Annotated in this window: 15 protein-coding genes and 3 pseudogenes; 12 read left to right on the top strand and 6 right to left on the bottom strand. The window is 38.9% G+C overall.

The window, feature by feature from the left end; translation table 11 throughout:
• Positions 1 to 3: 3 nt before the first annotated feature.
• The 3 genes from KZC02_RS09705 (at position 4) to KZC02_RS33295 (ending at position 1,082) form a co-directional block, all read left to right on the top strand.
• Positions 4 to 375 carry a helix-turn-helix domain-containing protein gene (locus KZC02_RS09705; protein ID WP_221393917.1) on the top strand — a complete coding sequence of 124 codons (372 nt, stop codon included), beginning with the start codon at positions 4 to 6 and terminating at the stop codon, positions 373 to 375.
• A 314-nt stretch (positions 376 to 689) separates the two neighbouring features.
• The gene (locus tag KZC02_RS09700; RefSeq protein WP_221393916.1) at positions 690 to 878 is read left to right on the top strand and encodes a hypothetical protein; all 189 of its coding nucleotides are present in this window, start codon (positions 690 to 692) and stop codon (positions 876 to 878) included.
• Positions 879 to 887: 9 nt separating this feature from the next.
• On the top strand, positions 888 to 1,082 hold the full coding sequence (locus KZC02_RS33295) for a putative toxin-antitoxin system toxin component, PIN family (RefSeq protein ID WP_409014262.1): 195 nt from the start codon (positions 888 to 890) through the stop codon (positions 1,080 to 1,082).
• A gap of 83 nt (positions 1,083 to 1,165) precedes the next feature.
• Here KZC02_RS33295 and fbaA read toward each other — a convergent pair whose 3' ends face one another.
• On the bottom strand, positions 1,166 to 2,245 hold the full coding sequence (fbaA, locus tag KZC02_RS09690; RefSeq protein ID WP_221393914.1) for a class II fructose-bisphosphate aldolase: 1,080 nt from the start codon (positions 2,243 to 2,245) through the stop codon (positions 1,166 to 1,168).
• A gap of 243 nt (positions 2,246 to 2,488) precedes the next feature.
• Here fbaA and KZC02_RS09685 point away from each other — a divergent pair, with 243 nt between their 5' ends.
• The 7 genes from KZC02_RS09685 to KZC02_RS09655 all read left to right on the top strand — a co-directional run bounded on the left by KZC02_RS09685 (position 2,489) and on the right by KZC02_RS09655 (position 11,494).
• Positions 2,489 to 2,728 (top strand): hypothetical protein, encoded by a 240-nt coding sequence (locus KZC02_RS09685; RefSeq protein ID WP_221393913.1) that lies wholly within the window; start codon positions 2,489 to 2,491, stop codon positions 2,726 to 2,728.
• Positions 2,725 to 3,927 carry a hemolysin family protein gene (locus KZC02_RS09680; protein ID WP_221393912.1) on the top strand — a complete coding sequence of 401 codons (1,203 nt, stop codon included), beginning with the start codon at positions 2,725 to 2,727 and terminating at the stop codon, positions 3,925 to 3,927. Before KZC02_RS09685 ends, KZC02_RS09680 begins: the two co-directional genes overlap by 4 nt.
• Before the next feature lie 207 nt (positions 3,928 to 4,134).
• Positions 4,135 to 4,941 carry a class A beta-lactamase, subclass A2 gene (gene bla / locus KZC02_RS09675; protein ID WP_221394997.1) on the top strand — a complete coding sequence of 269 codons (807 nt, stop codon included), beginning with the start codon at positions 4,135 to 4,137 and terminating at the stop codon, positions 4,939 to 4,941.
• A gap of 52 nt (positions 4,942 to 4,993) precedes the next feature.
• On the top strand, positions 4,994 to 5,614 hold the full coding sequence (locus KZC02_RS09670) for an ABC transporter ATP-binding protein (RefSeq protein ID WP_221393911.1): 621 nt from the start codon (positions 4,994 to 4,996) through the stop codon (positions 5,612 to 5,614).
• A 21-nt stretch (positions 5,615 to 5,635) separates the two neighbouring features.
• A complete protein-coding gene (locus tag KZC02_RS09665) occupies positions 5,636 to 9,100 on the top strand; it encodes a gliding motility-associated C-terminal domain-containing protein (protein ID WP_221393910.1) in 3,465 nt (1,154 codons plus the stop codon).
• A gap of 88 nt (positions 9,101 to 9,188) precedes the next feature.
• Complete coding sequence (locus tag KZC02_RS09660) at positions 9,189 to 9,638, top strand: DUF4920 domain-containing protein (RefSeq protein WP_221393909.1); 450 nt, start codon at positions 9,189 to 9,191, stop codon at positions 9,636 to 9,638.
• A gap of 71 nt (positions 9,639 to 9,709) precedes the next feature.
• Positions 9,710 to 11,494, top strand: a complete 1,785-nt coding sequence (locus KZC02_RS09655; RefSeq protein ID WP_221393908.1) for an SGNH/GDSL hydrolase family protein — start codon at positions 9,710 to 9,712, stop codon at positions 11,492 to 11,494.
• A 161-nt stretch (positions 11,495 to 11,655) separates the two neighbouring features.
• On the opposite strand, the gene KZC02_RS09650 is transcribed toward KZC02_RS09655, so the two are convergent.
• From KZC02_RS09650 to argS, 3 genes and pseudogenes are all read right to left on the bottom strand, one after another.
• Positions 11,656 to 12,549: a 1,4-dihydroxy-2-naphthoate polyprenyltransferase gene (locus tag KZC02_RS09650; RefSeq protein WP_221393907.1), complete on the bottom strand. Its 894-nt coding sequence runs from the start codon at positions 12,547 to 12,549 to the stop codon at positions 11,656 to 11,658.
• Positions 12,550 to 12,669: 120 nt separating this feature from the next.
• A pseudogene (locus tag KZC02_RS09645) lies at positions 12,670 to 13,253 on the bottom strand (glutathione peroxidase).
• A gap of 67 nt (positions 13,254 to 13,320) precedes the next feature.
• Positions 13,321 to 15,099: pseudogene (gene argS / locus KZC02_RS09640) on the bottom strand (arginine--tRNA ligase).
• 164 nt (positions 15,100 to 15,263) lie between these two features.
• Between argS and KZC02_RS09635 the strand changes: the two are divergent.
• Positions 15,264 to 16,814 carry a hypothetical protein gene (locus KZC02_RS09635; protein ID WP_229254123.1) on the top strand — a complete coding sequence of 517 codons (1,551 nt, stop codon included), beginning with the start codon at positions 15,264 to 15,266 and terminating at the stop codon, positions 16,812 to 16,814.
• A 74-nt stretch (positions 16,815 to 16,888) separates the two neighbouring features.
• On the opposite strand, the pseudogene pyrR reads toward KZC02_RS09635, so the two are convergent.
• Positions 16,889 to 17,427: pseudogene (gene pyrR, locus KZC02_RS09630) on the bottom strand (bifunctional pyr operon transcriptional regulator/uracil phosphoribosyltransferase PyrR).
• 160 nt (positions 17,428 to 17,587) lie between these two features.
• Between pyrR and pth the strand changes: the two are divergent.
• Entirely contained in the window at positions 17,588 to 18,148 is a 561-nt protein-coding gene (gene pth, locus KZC02_RS09625) for an aminoacyl-tRNA hydrolase (protein WP_221393906.1), read from the top strand.
• A 721-nt stretch (positions 18,149 to 18,869) separates the two neighbouring features.
• Here the strand turns inward: pth and KZC02_RS09620 are convergent.
• The gene (locus tag KZC02_RS09620) at positions 18,870 to 20,261 is read right to left on the bottom strand and encodes an OmpA family protein (RefSeq protein ID WP_221393905.1); all 1,392 of its coding nucleotides are present in this window, start codon (positions 20,259 to 20,261) and stop codon (positions 18,870 to 18,872) included.
• Positions 20,262 to 20,309: the final 48 nt, after the last annotated feature.

Genomic DNA, 20,309 nt, shown 5'->3' with positions numbered 1-20,309 from the left:
CTTATGGAAATAAAAGAAAAAGTGATTCAGCACTCTGTTGGAGAATGTACTAAAAGTATTTTGCCTGTTCGTGACGCATTGGAAGTTATTAGCGGAAAATGGAAATTGCCGATTATTATTTCACTGATGTTTGGTAATAAGCGGTTTTCCCAAATCGCTAAGGAAATTCCCAGTATTACAGATAAAATGTTATCCAAAGAATTGAGGGACCTTGAATGCAATGAACTGGTAAAACGAACAGTATATGATTCCATCCCGGTAATAGTGGAGTATAAATTAACGGACTATGGACATTCATTGAAACCGGTTATAGAAGTGCTCCGGAATTGGGGATTAACGCACCGTGAACGTATTATGGGGAGGAAGGAGGATTGATAACTGGCTTTTACAACAAAACATTATGCGGCATTAACACGCTTAATGATTGAAGATTATTTTTTGAATAAATGTGCAGCAGTGTAATAAATTACATTGGATATGGACAGGATAGTATTAGCAGTTGGCAATAGTTTGGCTCAGAGATGAGGAATACCAGTCCTTAAATAAAACAGCAGATATCTCAGGAATTAGACCAATTCCTGAGCACTATTTTTGAAAAAAGAAAGATGATATTTGGCTATTTTTAGAATAACTAAGTATAGAAGCCGAAAGTAAAGGCTTTAATGATGATACGCTGGAAGCTATTCTGAATGAAAAATAGTTTTGTTTTCGATACTAACACACTTGTAAGTGCTTCATTATCTCCCTTTTCATCCAATGCTTTGGCAATTAAAAGAGCTGCAATTATTGGAGAAATTGTCTATTCCGACGCAACCTGGAATGAATTTCTAAATGTATTATTCAGAACTAAGTTTGATAAGTATTTTACAATTGAATAAAGACAAGAAATAGCCGACCGGTTTTTAATCAGATTTAGGTGTATAATTGTCGAATGCAGAGATCCAAAAGATAATATGTTTCTCGAACTGGCAATAGTGTCTAAGGCAGCATGTTTAATATCCGTAGACTCGGATCTATTGGTTCTTAATCCTTTTCAGGATGTTCAAATCTTAAATGTTACTAATTTTTTAGAAAACTTTTAATAATATTTCTAAATTGCAAATCACAAAAGCCCTCAATTTCATCTGTGAAATTGAGGGCTTTTGTGTAGTAGAATTTATTTTTATCAACCCAATTGGTTAATGCAATTCAAATCTTCGAATGCTACTTTCAGACGGGCAATCATGCTTTCTTCACCTTTACGTAACCAAACACGTGGATCGTAATATTTTTTATTTGGTGAATCCGGACCGTCCGGACTGCCAAGCTGAGTTTGCAGATATCCTTCTTTTTCTTTGTAGTATTTCAAAATGCCTTCCCATGTAGACCACTGTACATCTGTATCAATGTTCATTTTGATGGCACCGTATTCAATTGCCTCACGAATTTCTTCGCGTGAAGATCCTGAACCACCATGGAATACAAAGTTGACAGGAAGATCGCCTGTTCCGAATTTCTCTTTGATAAATTCCTGTGAATTATGAAGAATTTTCGGTTCAAGTTTCACATTACCCGGTTTGTAAACACCATGTACGTTTCCAAAAGCAGCTGCAATGGTAAAGTTTGGAGATATTTTCAGAAGCTCTTCGTAAGCATAAGCAACTTCTTCCGGTTGAGTATAAAGTTTTGAACTATCAACATCGCTGTTATCAACTCCATCTTCTTCACCTCCTGTTACACCCAGTTCAATTTCAATCGTCATGCCAATTTTAGCCATGCGTTCGAAATATTTTGCTGAGATTTCAATGTTTTCTTCAATTGGCTCTTCCGATAAGTCCAGCATGTGTGAGCTGTACAAAGGAACGCCATACTGATCAAAGTGTTTTTCACCAGCATCAAGCAGACCATCTATCCATGGAAGAAGTTTTTTTGCGCAATGATCCGTATGCAAAATAACCGGGATTCCATAAAGTGCAGCCATCTGGTGTACATGCTGAGCACCTGAAATTCCACCCGCAATAGCAGCCTGCTGATTGGTATTAGGAACGCTTTTTCCTGCATAAAAAATTGCTCCGCCGTTAGAGAACTGAATAATAACAGGGCTGTTAACAGCTTTTGCAGCTTCCAAAACTGCATTTACTGAATTGGTACCTACCACGTTAACCGCCGGAAGGGCATAGTTGTTTTCGTTGGCATGGCGGAAAATTTCGCTAACTCCGTCACCGGTAATAACACCAGGTGCAAAGCGTTTTGTGGTTTCGCTCATAGTAAAATAGGATATTTTTTCAAGAAATAATTTCACAATTCCTTTATTGAAATAGAATCGTGTGGCAATTTATGCAAGTTAGGTATTTTAAAGAAAATGGAGGAAATATGCGCACGATATTATGTTATATATGGAACATTTATCCGGTTCAGCCCAATTTAAAGCAATCTGTGTATCTTTGAGAATGAATCTGGTTTTGGAGAAAGAATTGGCCTCCACAAATAATTACGTATATTTTAGCTTATGAATCCCAAACTTCTCAAGACTATACTACTTGCTCTTTCCGTTGGTTTCTTTGTGATGTGGATCCTTGAATTCAGGAGAGCAGGTATGTTTGAAAGTTACTGGCTGCTTTTGTTAAGTATTTTATGCCTGCTTTATTTCCAGTTTAAACGGGTAAAAGCTGCTTTGGAATTGAGGAAAAAAGAAGAAATAACAATGACTGCGCAAAAACCGAAATCTTCCAAAACAGTCAAAAAATGAGTGTCATCCTGATCATTACTACGATTTGTTTTTTTATTTTGGCAGGCTATTATGGCGCAGTACGTTCTGTTCTGCTGGATATTTCCATGGATCGTTATACGCTTCGGCATGAAAAAAATGAAGAGCTTACCCAAACTCTTTATTGGCGGAGAATATTAAGAATGCTGAGACTATTGGCAGTAGCATTAGGTAGTTTTTTTGCCGTAGCTTTCTTATATACAATTTTGCCCGTTAGTTCAGGTTTAAAAGAAGGTTTAACGGTCATCATTTTATTTTCGGGTTTGGCTGCATTCTGGATGCTGTCCTACACAAGCTGGGTAAAAGCAGGCAGAAGTTTTTCAAAATTACTCGACTTACAAACTTTTCCTGTTCGCTTCGGAGAATGGCTGATGACGCCATTGTATTGGATTGTTGAGCCCTTTGTGAAGGAAAATATTTTATCACCTTCCCTTCGTGACGATGCCATTTCAGCAGACGATCCTGATTTTGACGACCATAGCATTGAAGAAAGGATGTTTATCAATGCGTTGGATTTCAAAGATTTAAGAATAAGGGACTGTATGATTCCCCGAACGGAAATATCAGCGGTAAATGTCAATGCAAGTATTGAAGATTTACGTAAAATATTTCTTACAAGCGGACATTCCAAAATCATTGTTCATCGGGATTCGGTAGATGATGTTTTGGGATATTGTCATGCATTGTCTTTGTTCAAAAAACCTAAGGAGATCAGTAATATTATCACCCCTATACTGATTGTTCCCGAAGCCATGCCCGCCAGTGATCTGATGCTGCGATTTTTGGAAGAAAGGCGTAGTCTTGCTTTGGTTGTGGATGAGTTTGGAGGTACGTCGGGATTGGTGAGTGTGGAAGACGTTGTTGAGCAGATTTTTGGAGAAATCCAGGATGAATATGATTCTACCGAAGACTGGACCGAACGCCAGATAGATGATCATACATTTATTCTCAGTGCCCGTCACGAAATTGATTATCTGAAAGAAAAATACGGATGGGAACTTCCTGAGGGTGATTATGATACATTGGCCGGGATGCTGATCCACCATCATGGCGATTTGCCGGAAGTGAATGATACGCTCGATTTGCCGCCTTATTCGTTCCAGGTAGTTTCTATGCAGGATACCCGAATTGAATTGGTACGATTGACTATTGAGGAAAAAGAGAAGGGGGTTAAGAGTTGAGAGTTAGGAATTGAGAATTGAAAATTGAGAGTTAAGAGTTAAGAATTAAAAACTGGCGGCCGGAATTTCCTGAACCACATTAATAATCGTTATCAAAGTAAAAATGAAGATGAATTTCCTGACCAAAGTGTCGTTTCCCGTTTTATTTATTCTGTCTATTCTCTTAAATCACTCTGTAACTGCTCAGAAGGATGATCTGAAGAAAAAATTGAAACTATTTCAAAAGACGCAAAAGGCATTGTTGGGGTTGGCATTATGAATTTGAAAAGCCGGGAAACGATTGTGCTCAATGAAAAGCATAAATTTCCTATGCAAAGTGTTTTTAAATTTCCTTTGGGAATGGCTGTACTCGATCAGATTGATAAGGGAAAGCTGACTTTGGATCAAAAAATACATATTACCAGGGAAGAACTGAATCCTGACACATGGAGCCCTTTGCAGAAAAAATATCCGGAAGGTAACATTGATGTTACAATTGAAGAATTGCTGAGCTACACCGTTTCTAACAGTGACAACAATGCCTGTGATATATTATTCAGGTTAGTTGGAGGGCCGGAGAAAGTGCAGGATTACGTGCGAGGCTTGGGGATTAAGGAAATGAATATCGTTGCTACCGAAGCAGGGATGTCAAAAGGGTGGGAGGTTCAGTTTACCAACTGGTGCCGTCCTTCTGCCATGTTAAAATTGCTTGATGTTTTTTATCAGGGCAAAAACCTTTCGAAAACCAGTTCTGATTTCCTTTGGAAGATCCTGACTGAAACTACAACCGGTCCTAATAAAATAAAAGGTTTATTACCAAAAGATTCGAAAGTGGCGCACAAAACAGGCGCGTCCGGCACCAATGATAAGGGTATTATGGCTGCTACTAATGATGTCGGGATTATGACACTTCCTAATGGTGAACAGATAGCGATAGTGGTATATGTCTCCGGAACACCGGTTGACGAAAAAACGCGTGACGGCGTGATTGCCCAGATCGCAAAAGCAGCCTGGGATTATTACCTGAAAATGTAAAATCAGATCCTGGTCATTATCATTTTTTATCCTCTAACGTTTTAGGTTCAAATTGCAGATATCAGTTGAAAATGTTGGTAAGAAATTCGTCCGGGAGTGGATCTTTCGTCATGCGAGTTTCGAGCTTCTCAGCGGGCAGAAATATACTTTTGTTGGGCCTAACGGAAGCGGAAAATCTACATTATTACAATTACTTACAGGAATGTTCCCGCAGTCGGAAGGCGCAATACGCTATACTGACGATAATGGAAATGAAATTGATACGGATGACTGGTATAAGCATATTGTAATAGCGGCACCATATATGGAGCTAATTGAAGAATTCACGTTGCGGGAAATGGTCGAATTTCATACCAGGTTCAAACCATTGAAAAACAAAATTTCATCAGGTGAATTTGAAGATATCATCCAGCTTTCGCATGCAAGTAATAAACTTATCAGGCATTTTTCTTCTGGCATGAAACAGCGGTTAAAACTGGGCCTTGCTTTCATGTCAGATGTGCCCGTGATTTTTTTAGATGAACCCACTACCAACCTTGATGCGCAGGGATTTAACTGGTATCTGGATAATGTGACCTTGCATACTGAAAACCAGCTTCTTTTACTCGGTTCGAATGTTAGTCAGGAATATGAATTTTGTAAAAATATCATTTCAGTTTCAGCGTTCAAATAAAAAATGTAGGAAGAAAAGGGTATGATCAAAACTGTACATCGATTTCTGTTTCCTGTTTTAATTTTTCTGGCCTTATCTTTTTCCGCGCGGGCAGGAGGAATGTATTTTATAGAAAACCGCGGACAATGGGAATCTGATATTTTGTTTCGTACTGAAATTCCCGGAGGTTTCCTTTTTTTGAAAAACAATTCCCTGGTATATGTGTTTTATGACGCATCCAAGGTTGCCTCCCAACATGGTAAAGCTCCTGCTAAACAAACCCCTTTTCCAACCGCAAAAACTTCTGATATTAATTCCATTTCTGCTCACGGCGTGGAAGTGCGGTTTCAAAATGCAGCAACAGTAATAAAGCATATTCCTAAAAATCCCGTTGCTGTTCAGTTCAGTTATTTTATTGGAAATGATGCAAAATCGTGGACAAGTGATGTGAAAGGATATGGAGAAGTGGTTTATGAGAATGTATATCCGGGAATAGATATGCGGATTTACATGCATCAGTTTACTTTAAAATACGAATTCATTGTCCGTCCTCAGGCTGATCCGTCACAAATAAAATTGAAGTATGAAGGTGCTTCCGGGATTTCCCTGAATGAAACCGGACAAGCAGTTATTAAAACTTCGCTGGGGCAATTTAAAGAAGCAGAACCATATTCATTTCAAAAAGTAAATAAGGGTAATATTGAGATTGCTTCCAGATTTGAATTGAGTGAAGGAAACGTTTTTCATTTTTCTCTGCCAAAAGGATACGATAAATTGCAGGCGTTAACCATTGACCCGGAGCTTATTTTTTCAACTTATTCAGGTTCGGTGCCTGATAACTGGGGGCATACCGCAACTTACGATGATGAAGGAAATCTTTATTCAGGAGGAACGGTATTCGGGGCAAATTTCCCGGTTACTACGGGTGCTTACCAGGTTCGTTTTCAGGGATTGGTCGACGTGGCTATTATGAAATTCAATCCGGATGGAAGTGACCTGATATATGCTACCTATCTCGGTGGCAACAATACTGACCTGCCTACCAGTCTGATTGTAAACAGTAAAAAAGAGCTTCTCATACTGGGCACTACTTCGTCAAAAGATTTTCCTGTACATACCAGTGCTTTCCAAAAAGCATTTGGCGGCGGTACTAGCGCAACACCAATTTCAGGACTGGATATGTCAAACGGAAGTGATATTTTCATCTCGAAACTATCAGCGAATGGAAAACAACTGACGGGATCAACTTTTTTGGGAGGAAGTGGAAACGACGGTATCAGTACGGAGGATAATGTAAGTATTATTAATTACGGAGATAGTTTTCGGGGGGAAATAATAGTTGATAAAAATGATAATGTGATCGTAGTTTCAACGACAAATTCCCCCAATTTCCCGATTGTAAATTCATTGCAAAATAAACTCGGCGGGCGCCAGGACGGTATTCTTTCCAAATTTTCTTCTGATCTGAACAGCCTGATTGTAAGTACATATGTAGGGGGAAACGAATATGATGCTACTTTTTCTGTAAAACTTGCGCTCAATGAGGATATTTATGTGACAGGCATCACCCAAAGTACCAATCTTGCCGTTCATGCAACAGCCTTTCAATCCAAGTTAAACGGAACAGAAGATGCTTTCATTGCGAGATTCAGCGCAGATAAATTAACAGGAATGACTTACCTGGGAACGGATAAAGCAGACGGTGCTTACCTTCTGGATCTGGATCAAAGCGGCAATGTATATGTTTACGGATTGTCTCAGGGAAATTATCCTGTAAGTTCCGGTGTGTACAGCAATGCAGAAAGTGGTCAGTTTATTCATGAGCTTGACGGCAATTTATCAAAATCTGTTTTTTCTACTGTTATAGGTTCAGGTAGAGGAACACCCGATATCTCACCGACGGCGTTTTTAGTAAATGAATGCGGGAATATTTATATAGCCGGATGGGGTGGAAATGTTAATTACGGAACAGGACACAATCTAGCCAGCAGTACAGTCGGGCTTAAAGTAACCCAGGATGCAATTCAGACAGTTACCAATGGAAATAATTTTTATATCGCAATTCTTGAAACGGGTGCAAAAACGCTACTTTACGCTACTTATTTTGGAAATACAAGCCATAATACAAATATTTCGGGCGATCATGTGGATGGAGGTACAAGCCGGTTTGATAAAAACGGTGTGATATATCATGCAACCTGTGCATGCGGAGGAAGTAATTTCCCTGTGACACCACAGGCCTGGTCGAAAACCAATAATAGTCCAAATTGTAACAATGCAGCTTTCAAAATAGACATTGATCGCCTCAAAGCTGATTTTGATGTTTACGAAGGAACAACAAAAAATGTTTTACGCGGCTGTGCTCCATTGTCTTTGTCTTTTGTAAATACCAGCGAAGGCGGTGTGGATTACATTTGGGAAGTGCAGGGAAACACAATTTCGCGCGAAGGAGAACAGGCAGAATATATTTTTAAAACTCCGGGCGAATATACAGTCACTTTAAAGGCATATAACCGGCTGACCTGCAAAAGGGTTGATATCGCCCAAAAAACCATTACAGTAGAAACAATCAATGCGACGGTAAAAAGTGATTCAGCGGTTTGTGAAAATACTGCCGTAAAGCTTTGGGCGAATGGCGGTACTGCATATAGCTGGACACCGGCTACCGGGATGGATAATGCTCAAAGTGCTACACCAACAGTTACCATTAATCAGAGTACGGATTTTACTGTGGAAATAAGTAATGCCAGCGGCTGTAAAGTAAAAAGACAAGTACATATTGAAGTAGAAAAGAAAATTGATTTTGTAGATATGCCTGATACGGAAATCTGTGCAGGAGCATCTGCAATTCTTTCTGTTACAGGTGATGCGCAGCAATTTGTGTGGCTGGCGAATGTAGGTTTGCCACAAACGAGCGGCAATTCAGTAACAGTGACTCCTTCAGTAACGACTACTTATACTGTACAGGGGATTTATGCAGACGGATGTAAGCCATTAAGGCAAATTACTGTTAAAGTTGACCGTACATATGAGCCTGATTTTGAGATTATAAAGTCCGGTGAAGCCTGCAATGAGCCCTTCAAATACTCAATGATGAACCGCACTTCCAATGCAACAAAGGTTCAGTGGAATCTTGGAGCCGGCAATATTGTGAAAGATCCCAATGTTGAAAATTATATTTACGCAGAACCGGGGAAATATTCGGTGACACTGACTGCCTATAATGCAGCCGGCTGTGCTTTAACCGTTACCAAGGAAGTGACCGCAGATCCGGCCTTTATTTTATCCAACGTTATTACGCCAAATGGAGACGGGAAAAATGACTTTTTCATTGTCCCGGTTTCGCAATCTTCACTGGAAGTTTATAATCGCTGGGGAAAAATGGTTTATAAGTCTGTGGATTATAAGAATGATTGGGGAAAAGGAATTGCAAATGGTACTTACTATTATGTGGTGGATACCCCGAATGGTAATCATTGCAAAGGCTGGCTGGAGGTATTGGAATGACTTCTGCTTCTGGCAGGTTATAAAGACAAAGCCAGAATATCTGCTTATTTATATTAATTTTACGTAAGGGACTTAATCAATCAAAAACATGAAAAAGCTCATTATATTTCTATTCGTATTTTTATCTGTATATACTGCACAGGCACAAAATGCAGATAGTTTTGGTAAAAAAATAGATGATAAAAAAGCCATTGAGGCAAGTGCTCTTCCCGAAAAAATGGGAAATGAAGAAGCCATGCAGGCAAAAGTAACAGGCACTGTGGAATCTGTGTGCCAGGTAAAAGGTTGCTGGATGAAGGTGAAAATGGCTGATGGTGAAACAATGCGTGTGATGTTTAAAGATTATGCATTTTTTGTGCCAAAAGACATTGCCGGCAAAACAGTTGTATTTGAAGGGGAAGCACAAAAGAAAACAGTGCCGGTAGAACACTTGCAGCATTATGCGCAGGATGCGGGAAAAAGTAAAGAGGAAATTGCTAAAATCACCGAGCCAAAGCAGGAATTAACTTTTATAGCCGACGGAGTGATTATAAAATAATTGCACTTTCCATAGTAAAAACGATTTAAAAGGACACTTTTGTAGCTATACATCTGTGTCCTTTTTGCTTTATGAAAATTAAAATTTCTGCATTATTATTTCTATTATTTTTTTTCTGCCATTTATCCTTTTCCCAATCTTCTAACTTCACGTGGTGGAACCCAGCAACAGCAGTATTTCCGGTTTTAGAAGGGCAGGCGTGGCCAAAAGAACTCAACAACCCATATGATCGCTTACCTGCACGTGCGGAAAAAGTAGCCACGGAACAAGTTTGGGGATTATCCAGGCAATCGGCCGGATTGATGATACGGTTCCGATCCAACGCAGCTGAATTCAAAATTCGTTATACAGTAGGAGGAAAACAAGCTTTGCCTCATATGCCTGCCACTGGTGTAAGTGGTGTGGATTTGTATGCAGTTTCAAGTGATGGCGACTGGCGTTGGTGTGCAGGCAAATATGCTTTCGCAGATACTATTGCTTACGATTTTAAAAATATTGAACCTAATGACAATTATCATAAATTAGGCCGTGAATACCGCTTATTCCTGCCATTGTACAACAATGTAAAATGGCTGGAAATAGGGGTTCAGGAAGGTGCTACATTCACTCCTCTGGCAGTTCGTCCGGACAAACCAATTGTTGCTTATGGGACGTCTATCATGCAGGGTGCCTGTGCCTCGCGGCCGGGTATGGCCTGGACAGCAATACTGGGACGAAAGTTAGATCGTCCTTTTATTAATCTTGGCTTCTCAGGAAATGGAAAGATGGAGAAGGAAATGATTGATCTGGTAGCCGAAATTGACGCAAAAATGTATATCCTGGATTGTCTGCCAAATTTGACGATCAGGCCGGATTCTAAAACGAGTGTTCCCGCAGAAGAAGTGAGAAAGCGAATTTTGGACGGAGTCAGAACAATAAGAAAAAAACGGCCAGGAGTTCCTATTGCAATGGCTGAGCATGCCGGTTATACCGACGAAGATATCAATAAGGTAAACCGTCAATATTATCAGGAAGTAAATCAGATTTTGCGTGAAGCGTTTGCGCAGCTAAAATCGGAGGGGATACAGGAAATTTACATCATTCCAAAAGAAGACTTTGGGCAGGATATTGAGACGATGGTAGACGGGACGCATCCGACAGATCTGGGAATGATGCGTTATGCTGATGGATATGAAAAGCATATCCGCAAAATTTTACATGAACCTGCCGGTGAAATCGTGACTACAATTCCCCGTACACAAATGCGGGAACTGGCTAATTACGATTGGGAAGCGAGGCACAAAGAGATTTTAGAGTTAAATAAACAGACTCCTCCAAAAACTATTTTGATAGGAAATTCAATCACTCATTTTTGGGGTGGTTTGCCAAAAGGGCCACGCGCAACCGGAGAAAATTCCTGGAATGAAACCTTTGGTAAAACGGGTGTAACAAATATGGGCTACGGCTGGGACAGGATTGAAAATGTATTATGGAGAATCTACCATGGAGAACTGGATGGATTTAATGCCAGACAAATTTTTGTTAACATTGGTACAAACAACCTTGAACATAACACGGATGATGAGATTGTTGAAGGATGGCAGCTGTTGATCAGTTCCATGAAATTTCGCCAGCCGCAGGCAGAAATCCTGATGATGGGAATTTATCCTAGAAAAAATCAGGAAGTAAGAGTTGCCGGGCTGAATACCAAACTGGCACAATTAACCGGAGCAAGCGATGTGCGCTTTATAAATCCGGGAAGTGTATTTTTACAAAAAGATGGGGAAATTGATGAAGCGCTTTTTTCAGACGGCCTGCATCCGAATGCGAAAGGTTATTCGATTTTGGGAGCAGCAATTAAGCCATTTTTGAAATAGACAAATTATTTATAAATAAATAATAAAGAAGATGGTTGCTTATGCATAGCACGGCTGATTTGCGAAGCCGGCATGAGCCTGATAGATCGGCCGTGCCACGGATAAAACAACGACTTAGATAACCGCCTGGTAGCTCTAATGCCGTAGTTTAATTACAGTTCCTACAAAACAATCCCTAATCCGAACAAGATCACAAACAGCAAGGTAGACAAGGCCATTTGTTTCAGATACGGATCCAGTTCGCTTGCTTTTTTTAGTCTGGAAATTGCAAGGCCATTTCTAATAAATAAAGGGAAACTCAGCAGAAAAAGCAGACTGGTATATCCTGAAAAATGCTGTAACGTGTAAACGAGAACGCAAAGCATTCCAACAATCAAAATAGTCCAGTGATATAAAATTGCTTTCTCACGGCCAAGTCTGACCGGGATTGAATTTTTACCGGTTGCTTTATCCGATTCTATGTCACGGATATTATTGATATTTAATACACCCACAGCAAAAAGTCCACAGCTGGTGGCAGGGAGTATTAAATCCCAGTTCCATACTAATGTATGCAGGTAGCTGCTCCCAATAACACCAACCCAACCAAAGAAAATTAGTACTGACAGGTCGCCGAGGCCTACATAGCCGTATGGCCTTTTACCAGCTGTATATGTAATAGCCGCAATAATGCACGAAATTCCAATTCCCAGAAAGACCCAGAAAGTATTTGCCGGAGCATCCTGCAAAGCTATTGTTAACAGTGATATTCCTGAAATTAAGGCCAATATTGAAAATGCAATGATCGCTTTCAGCATAGCAGAAGCCGGAATAGCGCCGGAATGTACTGCTCTGATCGGCCCTTCCCGAAGCTCTGTATCTTTGCCGTTGACAGCGTCACCATAATCGTTGGCAAAGTTGGACAATACCTGTAAAAGTATTGTTGTAATTACACTTAATGCAGCAACTGTCCAGCTAAATGTGCCGGTTGAGGCTGCCAGAAAACTGCCCATTAAGATACAGGATAATGCCAGTGGCAGAGTTCGTGGCCGTGCTGCTTCAATCCAGGATTTCATCGTTAATATAAATGCTTGTTAGAATTCAAATGATGTATAAAATGCAAAACACAGCATATCCGCATTGATCAAATGCTGTAATGCTGTGTTAAGATTTAGTATTGATAATATTTCCAGAAATTATATTCCAACAGCTTTCAAAAATTCAGGGTCGGTTGGCAATATTTTAGAAGCGAAAAAATTAGTCAGTTCGCCTTTTTCATTTACAACATACTTACAGAAATTCCAGGTTGGCACTTTATCGTTCCACCCGTTTAATTCTTTGGTTGTAAGCCATTTGTAAATAGGAGCCTGGTCATCACCCAATACGGAAACTTTTTCAAACATAGGAAATGAAACACCGTAAGTTTTTGAGCAGAATGTTGCAATTTCTTCACTTGTACCTGGTTCCTGTCCTCCAAAATTGTTAGCAGGGAATCCTAATACTACTACTTTGTCCCCATGTTCTTTGTTGAATTTTTCCCAGTCAGCGTATTGTTTGGTGTATCCGCATTTAGAAGCAACATTCAGGATAACAACTTTTTTCCTTTGTATTTGCTTAAATCCACAGTTTTATCACCAACCAAGGATTTTACTTTAAAATCATACAACGTTTGTTTTGCAACAATGGCATCAACAGGTTTTTTTGCCATATCACTCTTATCAGCAAAAATTCCCGTTATCAGAGAAGTAATCATAATAAATACCGTCTTTAAAAGATCCATAAGAGTAATTGATTTTTGGTTAAAAGGTTATGTTTAAATAGGTTTTGAAATTTTGTTTAATCCTCGATTACATCCTCTCGGGCACTTCTATTCCCAATAACGACAAAGCTTTATGAATCGTTTCAGATACAATTTTGGATAATGCAACCCTGAATTTCACGGCTTCCGGATCAGGGTCGGCAAAAATGGAAACTTCTGAATAAAACTGGTTATAAACCTTCGCCAGCTCATATGCATAAAGTGAAATAATATAGGGTGTAAAATCATTTGCAGCTGTTGCAATCCGGGAAGGATAAAGTGATAAAGAATATATCAGTTCGCGTTCCACCTGATGCAGCTGATAACTTTCATTTGGTAGCTCTGTCACAATACCTGCCTGTTCAGCTTTACGAATAATCGAACGGATACGTGCGTAGGTATATTGGATAAATGGCCCTGTATGTCCTTGGAAATCAATAGATTCTTCCGGATTAAAAAGCATTCGTTTTTTTGGGTCTACTTTTAGTAAAAAGTATTTTAGTGCACCTAAAGCCAGCTGATCATAAAGTTTTATAGCTTCATCGCTTTCAAAATCATCTATTTTTCCCAGTTCCTGTGTTCTGTCAGCCGCTGTCTGTATCATTTGCTGAACCAGCTCGTCGGCATCTACAACTGTTCCCTCACGGGACTTCATTTTTCCCGAAGGCAGATCAACCATTCCGTAGCTGATATGATGACATTCAGATGCATATGGACGTCCCAGTCTTTTTCAGAATAGCGAATAAAACCTTGAAATGATAATCCTGTTCGTTTCCTACTACCCATAAATAACGATTGCTGTGAAAATCGCCATATTTAAGTTCAGTAGTGCCTATGTCCTGGGTGATATAAACCGAAGTCCCGTCACCACGCAATACCAGTTTTTCATCAAGTCCTTCTTCGGTAAGATCAATCCAAACAGAATTATCTTCTTTTTTAAAGAAAACGTTTTTTTGTAATCCTTCTTCAATAATGTCTTTTCCCAGCAAATAAGTCTGAGATTCGTAATACGTTTTATCAAAAGAAACACCAATCTTATTATAGGTCTGGTTGAAACCTGCATAAACCCAGCCATTCATTTTTTGCCAAAGGGCTACTGTTTCAGGATCTCCATTTTCCCAGAGCAATAGGAGTTGCTGCGCTTCCAAAATCCAGGGTGCTTTTTTGCAGCTAATTCCTCAGTCATTCCTTCTTCAACGAGTGTGCGGATCTGGTTTTTATATTCTTTGTCGAATAAAACATAATATTTTCCAGCCAAATGATCTCCTTTTAATCCGGACGACTCAGGCGTTTCGCCATCTCCCAATTCCCTGTAAGCCAGCATAGACTTGCAAATGTGGATTCCACGGTCATTTACCAGGCAAGCTTTTACAACATCGTAACCACTTGCTTTAAGAATTTTTGCTAAAGAATCGCCTAGAAAATTGTTTCTTAAATGGCCTAGATGAAGCGGTTTATTGGTATTTGGTGATGAAAATTCAACCATGACCGACTGACCGTTTGCAGGTGAAATGCCGAAATCAGGATCTGAGAAAATACCTTCAAATAAATGCATCCAGGTGCTATCCTTTAAACTGATATTGAGGAATCCCTGAACCACGTTGCATTTGGATACAATGGAAGAATTTTCTTCAAGATAGGCACCGACAAGCTGTCCGATTTCGGCTGGGGAACGCCTGGTTGTTTTTGTAAGAGAAAAAGTAACGAAGGTATAAAATCCTTCAAATTCCTTTTTTGTGGGCTGAAGTATGACCTCGTCAGTAGCTATATCGAAATTTTGCAGGATAGCTTTTTGTATGTCTTCTTTTAGTATCGCTTCAATCGTCATGAAAATTATTTTAAAATAAACCTGAAGTACTTTCTGAAATTCAAATAGATTCCTCTAATTTTTTATTTGAATAAAAATATTTTTAATATTAATGATATTGTTATCCTTTTTGATGCAAAATTAGGGTAAATATTGAACCGACTTACACCCCGAATAAAGAAGTTATGAATAAGCGATTTCTATTTCATATTCACATCTGTCTGATACCAATTTTTGGCATCGTTTGTTCCGGCCGGGTGTACGCACAATTAGAGCAGTCGGACAGGCTTGAAATCCCAACCAGTTCATCCTCTACGGAGCAGTTTGAGGTGTTTAGTCTTGGCGAACAAGGGCTTTTGTCAGTGATCAGGGGAGATGAAGTTTTTAACCGAAATGAGGAATGGCAGTTTGTAAAGTACGATACCACCATGAAAGTTGTTTGGAAAATATCTTACAAACTGGACAACAGATATATTCCTGTAATGGCCCACAAAGGTGAGCATACCGGATACTGGCTGTTCGCCGAGCCGGATACAGACCGTTTCCTGTTTTTACAGCTTAACCTTAACGATGGTTCTATTGATGTTCACAAGGCTAATCTTCTTTCAGGGGTAGATGTGCAGCAATTTAAAGTTCTGGGCAGCAAGGCATTGATTTCAGGCTATTACCGGTCACGTCCGGTTGTGCTCGTACATTCGTTTTTTGACCATACGACCCGCGTACTTCCCGGGCTTTACGAAAAAAATACAGAACTTAACAATGTTGATATTAATGAACGGGACGGATATATTAATGTGATCACTTATGCTTACAGAAAGAAAAATTGCGTCTTTGAGATAAAAACATATAACTACGACGGAAAATTACTTAAAAGAACAACGCTGAGCGATCCGCGTAATAGTTTTATCTCAGGACAGATAGTGCCGTTAAATCCTGACGATTCTTATCTGATTGGTAATTATTCCGTGGGTTGTACCCAATATTCCCAAGGCTTATATGTAACACATATTACCGATAATGAACCTGATAAGCCAGAATTTATAGAATTTTCCGAATTGCAGAATTTTTTCAACTACATGAAGCCCAAACGCCGCGAGCGAATGCTGGAACGTATTGGCAAGCGTAAAAGTATGGGTAAGGAAAACAGGTTTCGTTACCGGCTTTTAGTTCACGAACTGATACAGACGGAGGATGAAATTGTACTCGTAGCAGAAGTATATTATCCAAATCAGAAAGCTTCCAGCCCGATTATTTCCGGAGGTCTGACGCGGCCATATATGTCACGATCCATGGAGGGATACCGCTATACGCATGCTATTGTATGCAGCTTTGACAGAAACGGGAAATTTATCTGGGACAATTGTATCACGATTAAAGATCTGACCAGTTTTGATCTACAGGAAATGGTGCAGGTAACCCGTGTTGATGATTATTTCGTTTTGGCCTATCCTCAGGAAGGCGAAATTCATACAGAAGTAATTAGCCGGAACAAGGTTGTTGTAGAAACTGAGAAGTTTAAAATAACGCCAAAATCAGAACGGGAGAAGGTCCTGAATAATGAGGACAATTATCTATCTCCCTGGTATGGCCAGTATTTTCTGGCCTATGGAATGCAGCGCCTTGGTGTTTCATCCGTTGGTCAGGGCAGGGAAGTTTTCTATATAGACAAGCTTACATACAAAACCGAAAGTATTGGCAAAACTGCAAATCCCGAAGAGGCAGCCAGGCCCCGATAGATGTTGAGTTCAAAGTTTAAAGTAAAAATAGTTTTCAACTCTAAACTTTGAACTCCCAAACTCTAAACTCATTTTCAGTCTACCATCCAGATATGATCGGCATCAAAGCCTTGTTCTTTCCATTCAACCTGCACACGCTGGCTTTCCAGGGTGCTGACTTTCATACCTACATAATCAGGCTCAATAGGTAATTCACGATTGTAACGACGATCAATTAATACCAGTAATTCTACCATTTTTGGGCGTCCGAAAGCGGTCATGGCGTCCAGTGCTGCACGGACCATACGTCCGCTTGCCAGGACATCATCTATCAGAATTACCCGCTTACCTTCAATTAAAAAGGGGATATTCGTTTTGTTAGGCATCAAAGGAGAGTCGCGGCGCCGGAAATCATCACGGTAAAAAGTAGCATCCAGATAACCGAAGGGAATATCTTTTTCGGTTATCCTGCGAAGTTCTGAAATAATTCGTTCGGCAAAATATATTCCTCTTGGTTGCAAACCCATTACCACCGAATTAGAAAAATCCTGATGATTCTCAATAAGTTGCTGACATAACCGGCTGGTCATGATTTCTAAAAGGGACTGCTTAATATTAATCGTTTTTGGGGTATCATGAAATTTGCCTGAATTTTAGCCTAAATTAACCTGACAATTATGAAATCAAAAATTTTTATACGCAATACATTTATTAAATTGGTGCTGGCTGAGTTTTTGTAACAAATTTGAATGACTCCCTTTATCATAACATTATCAACAAGATTTAATTATTACATGAAATATTTGATTGCCGGATTAGGAAATATTGGCCCTGAGTATGCATTCACCAGGCACAATGCCGGATTTATGGTTTTAGACAGGTTGGCAGCACAACATGATTTTACATTTTCGTTTGAAAAACTGGCATTTGTTGCAGAGTGGAAATACAAGGGGCGACAGTTTTATTTTATTAAACCGACAACCTTTATGAATTTGAGCGGAAAAGCAATCCGCTATTATATGGATCAATTTAAAGTATCAACTGAAAATCTGCTTGTAGTTGTTGATGAGCTTCAGCTTCCGTTTGGAACATTAAGGATAAAACCAAAAGGAAGTCATGGCGGGCATAATGGCCTGAAAAATATCGAAGAAATTTTGGGAACATCCGAATATGCTCGCTTACGCTTTGGAATTGGTAATGATTTTCCACGAGGCAGGCAAATAGATTACGTTTTGAAACCATTTTCAAAAGATGAAATGATTGAATTGCCAATCTTTTTAGACAGGGCGGACGATATGGTTGTGTCTTTTTGTACTTTGGGAATACAAGCGACAATGAATAATTATAATCAATGATTGTACTTTTTTAATATAATATAAATATTTCAAGACATGGTTTGTATGGTGTAAAATCGGTTTTGCAAAATTATAATTGGATTTATTTTGAGTTTGCATGTTTAAAGGTCTAATTATTCCCAATATTTAGCACTTTATACGATATAATATTCTGTTAGTGATATTTAGTATTGATTGAGATATTAAAATTTTTTAAGATATTTACGCATTGGTAGTTTGAAATAAAAATTGAATAAAACCATGAAAACATTCGGAAATATTATATCTTTGTAAAACAATAGATATTATTATTACTGTCTGTGTTACAGTATAGTTACAACGGAAACAATAATATTCTAATTCAGATAGAAAAAAAGAATTTTTTAATTGAACTGAAGTAAAACTTACTTCGTATATAGGTAAAAATTATCCTGAATATGTTCATTAAAAAAATGCAGTATTATTGAAGAGGTTGTGACTTTATAGAATTAAACGCCGTCTAAGGTTTAATTAAATTATTAGAACAGATTAATTTCTCACCTACATTTAATGTGACCAGAATGGCAAATGAAATTAAAGAGTATTGTAGATTTTGATTTAGATATAATTTCAGGAAATAGACCGGAGTTTTGGTTGTTAAAATATTGAATTCGTTTATTGTCCTTTAATACAAAGCATTAAAAATAAGAAAAGGTTAAGGGTTTAGGAATAGTCAGTATAAAGCCGTCTCAATGGGATGGCTTTATCTTTTTATAGGCTCAGCCCAAACTTCTACTCTTCGGTTTAGTTTTTTTTGTTCTTCCGATTGGTTTTTGTAATTCGGCCTGGTTGATCCGTAACCAACACCTTCAATACGATCATTGGTTATCCCTTTTGAATTCAGGTAATCTTTTACCGTCTGCACACGCTGGCCTGACAAAATGATATTTTTATCAAAATCCCCGATATTATCCGTATGCCCTTTCAACATAATTTTGAGGTCTTTTCGAGTTTGAAAATAGGCTGCAATGGAATCCAGTCTGGTCTTTGCTTCATTTTCTAATACTTCGAGGCTCTGGGTAAATAAAAGTGTAGCAATTGGCCTGTCATATCTTTCGGGTGAAAGACTGAAAAGGGATTTGATTTCTTCTTTTTTATTAGAAATATTAACGGCCAAAGTTTTCGTTTGAAATCCGGGTGCATCCACCGATATTTTATAGGACTGAAAGGGTGGAAGCTGCACCTGGTACGCACCGTTGATCGTTTTAACACGTGCTACCAGCGAATCGTCTTTTGCTTTTCTCACTGATACATTCACATCTTCTATCATGCCAAGATTTCTTCCATCAAAAACCTTCCCGGTTACACTTACCAGATTAGGATCCCTTTTTGGGATATTTACGGGCTCCGGTTTTATTTCCTCTTTAACTATTTTTTCTTCCACTTCCGGAATCCTGACCGATTTGCTAAGTGTCTGATAACTCCTCCGAATAAAAACCGGTGTCATTACACGGTCATACACACGAATTAATGCAACAGATCCTGCGCTTGCTTCATGATTTGCAACCAGATCGTCCTGGAAAAAATTAAGAACCTGGTCTGTATCCAACACGCCTTCCGTTCCCGGATCGGTAAATTCGACCTTGGACAAGCCATTGATATACATTTTTATGGTTTTTGTCTGAAAGTCCCGTGAATACACATAATGAACATATTGATTGGCTTTTACAGGTGCTTTTTCACTGATAGCAAAATCGTAGAAATTGAGTTTACCATCATAAATATAACTTCCATAATCGCTTTTGCGATTTTTGAAATCAAGGATACGCTTCCAGCTATTGAGCGAATCCATTTTAAAATAAATTTCAATGCTAAATGATTTATTCAGGAATCCCTTAGCCACAACATTATCAAACTGTAATCCGCTATTATTTTCAAATTGGTAAACCGTTCTGAAAAGATCTTCGGTATTCAGGATTTTTTCTTTTACAAATTGCCCCGGTTTACCCAGTTTCTTTAAAGCCGGACCTGCACTTTCAAGAGGATTCAGGCCATTATTGAAATCGTAGGTCCATTGGCTTTGGCTAAAAGAAGGATAATATATTCCCAGGATTAGAAATAAACAGATCCATTTTGTACTTTTTTTACAAATCATTTTCAAAAATATGAAAAGTGAAGGCTGAAGCCGGTATGCTTCCTGTAT

This window comes from Dyadobacter sp. NIV53, assembly GCF_019711195.1.
Classification (GTDB): domain Bacteria; phylum Bacteroidota; class Bacteroidia; order Cytophagales; family Spirosomataceae; genus Dyadobacter.
The sequence above is the reverse complement of the archived record's forward strand: the minus strand, read 5'-3'. Positions and strand labels throughout refer to the sequence as shown.

Coding starts and splice junctions, on each gene's coding strand:
- KZC02_RS09665 (WP_221393910.1), top strand. CDS start 5,636: ATGATCAAAACTGTACATCGATTTCTGTTTCCTGTTTTAATTTTTCTG.
- KZC02_RS09620 (WP_221393905.1), bottom strand. CDS start 20,261: ATGATTTGTAAAAAAAGTACAAAATGGATCTGTTTATTTCTAATCCTG.
- KZC02_RS09685 (WP_221393913.1), top strand. CDS start 2,489: ATGAATCCCAAACTTCTCAAGACTATACTACTTGCTCTTTCCGTTGGT.
- KZC02_RS09655 (WP_221393908.1), top strand. CDS start 9,710: ATGAAAATTAAAATTTCTGCATTATTATTTCTATTATTTTTTTTCTGC.
- KZC02_RS09650 (WP_221393907.1), bottom strand. CDS start 12,549: ATGAAATCCTGGATTGAAGCAGCACGGCCACGAACTCTGCCACTGGCA.
- KZC02_RS09700 (WP_221393916.1), top strand. CDS start 690: ATGAAAAATAGTTTTGTTTTCGATACTAACACACTTGTAAGTGCTTCA.
- pth (WP_221393906.1), top strand. CDS start 17,588: ATGAAATATTTGATTGCCGGATTAGGAAATATTGGCCCTGAGTATGCA.
- fbaA (WP_221393914.1), bottom strand. CDS start 2,245: ATGAGCGAAACCACAAAACGCTTTGCACCTGGTGTTATTACCGGTGAC.
- KZC02_RS09660 (WP_221393909.1), top strand. CDS start 9,189: ATGAAAAAGCTCATTATATTTCTATTCGTATTTTTATCTGTATATACT.
- KZC02_RS09635 (WP_229254123.1), top strand. CDS start 15,264: ATGAATAAGCGATTTCTATTTCATATTCACATCTGTCTGATACCAATT.
- KZC02_RS09680 (WP_221393912.1), top strand. CDS start 2,725: ATGAGTGTCATCCTGATCATTACTACGATTTGTTTTTTTATTTTGGCA.
- KZC02_RS09705 (WP_221393917.1), top strand. CDS start 4: ATGGAAATAAAAGAAAAAGTGATTCAGCACTCTGTTGGAGAATGTACT.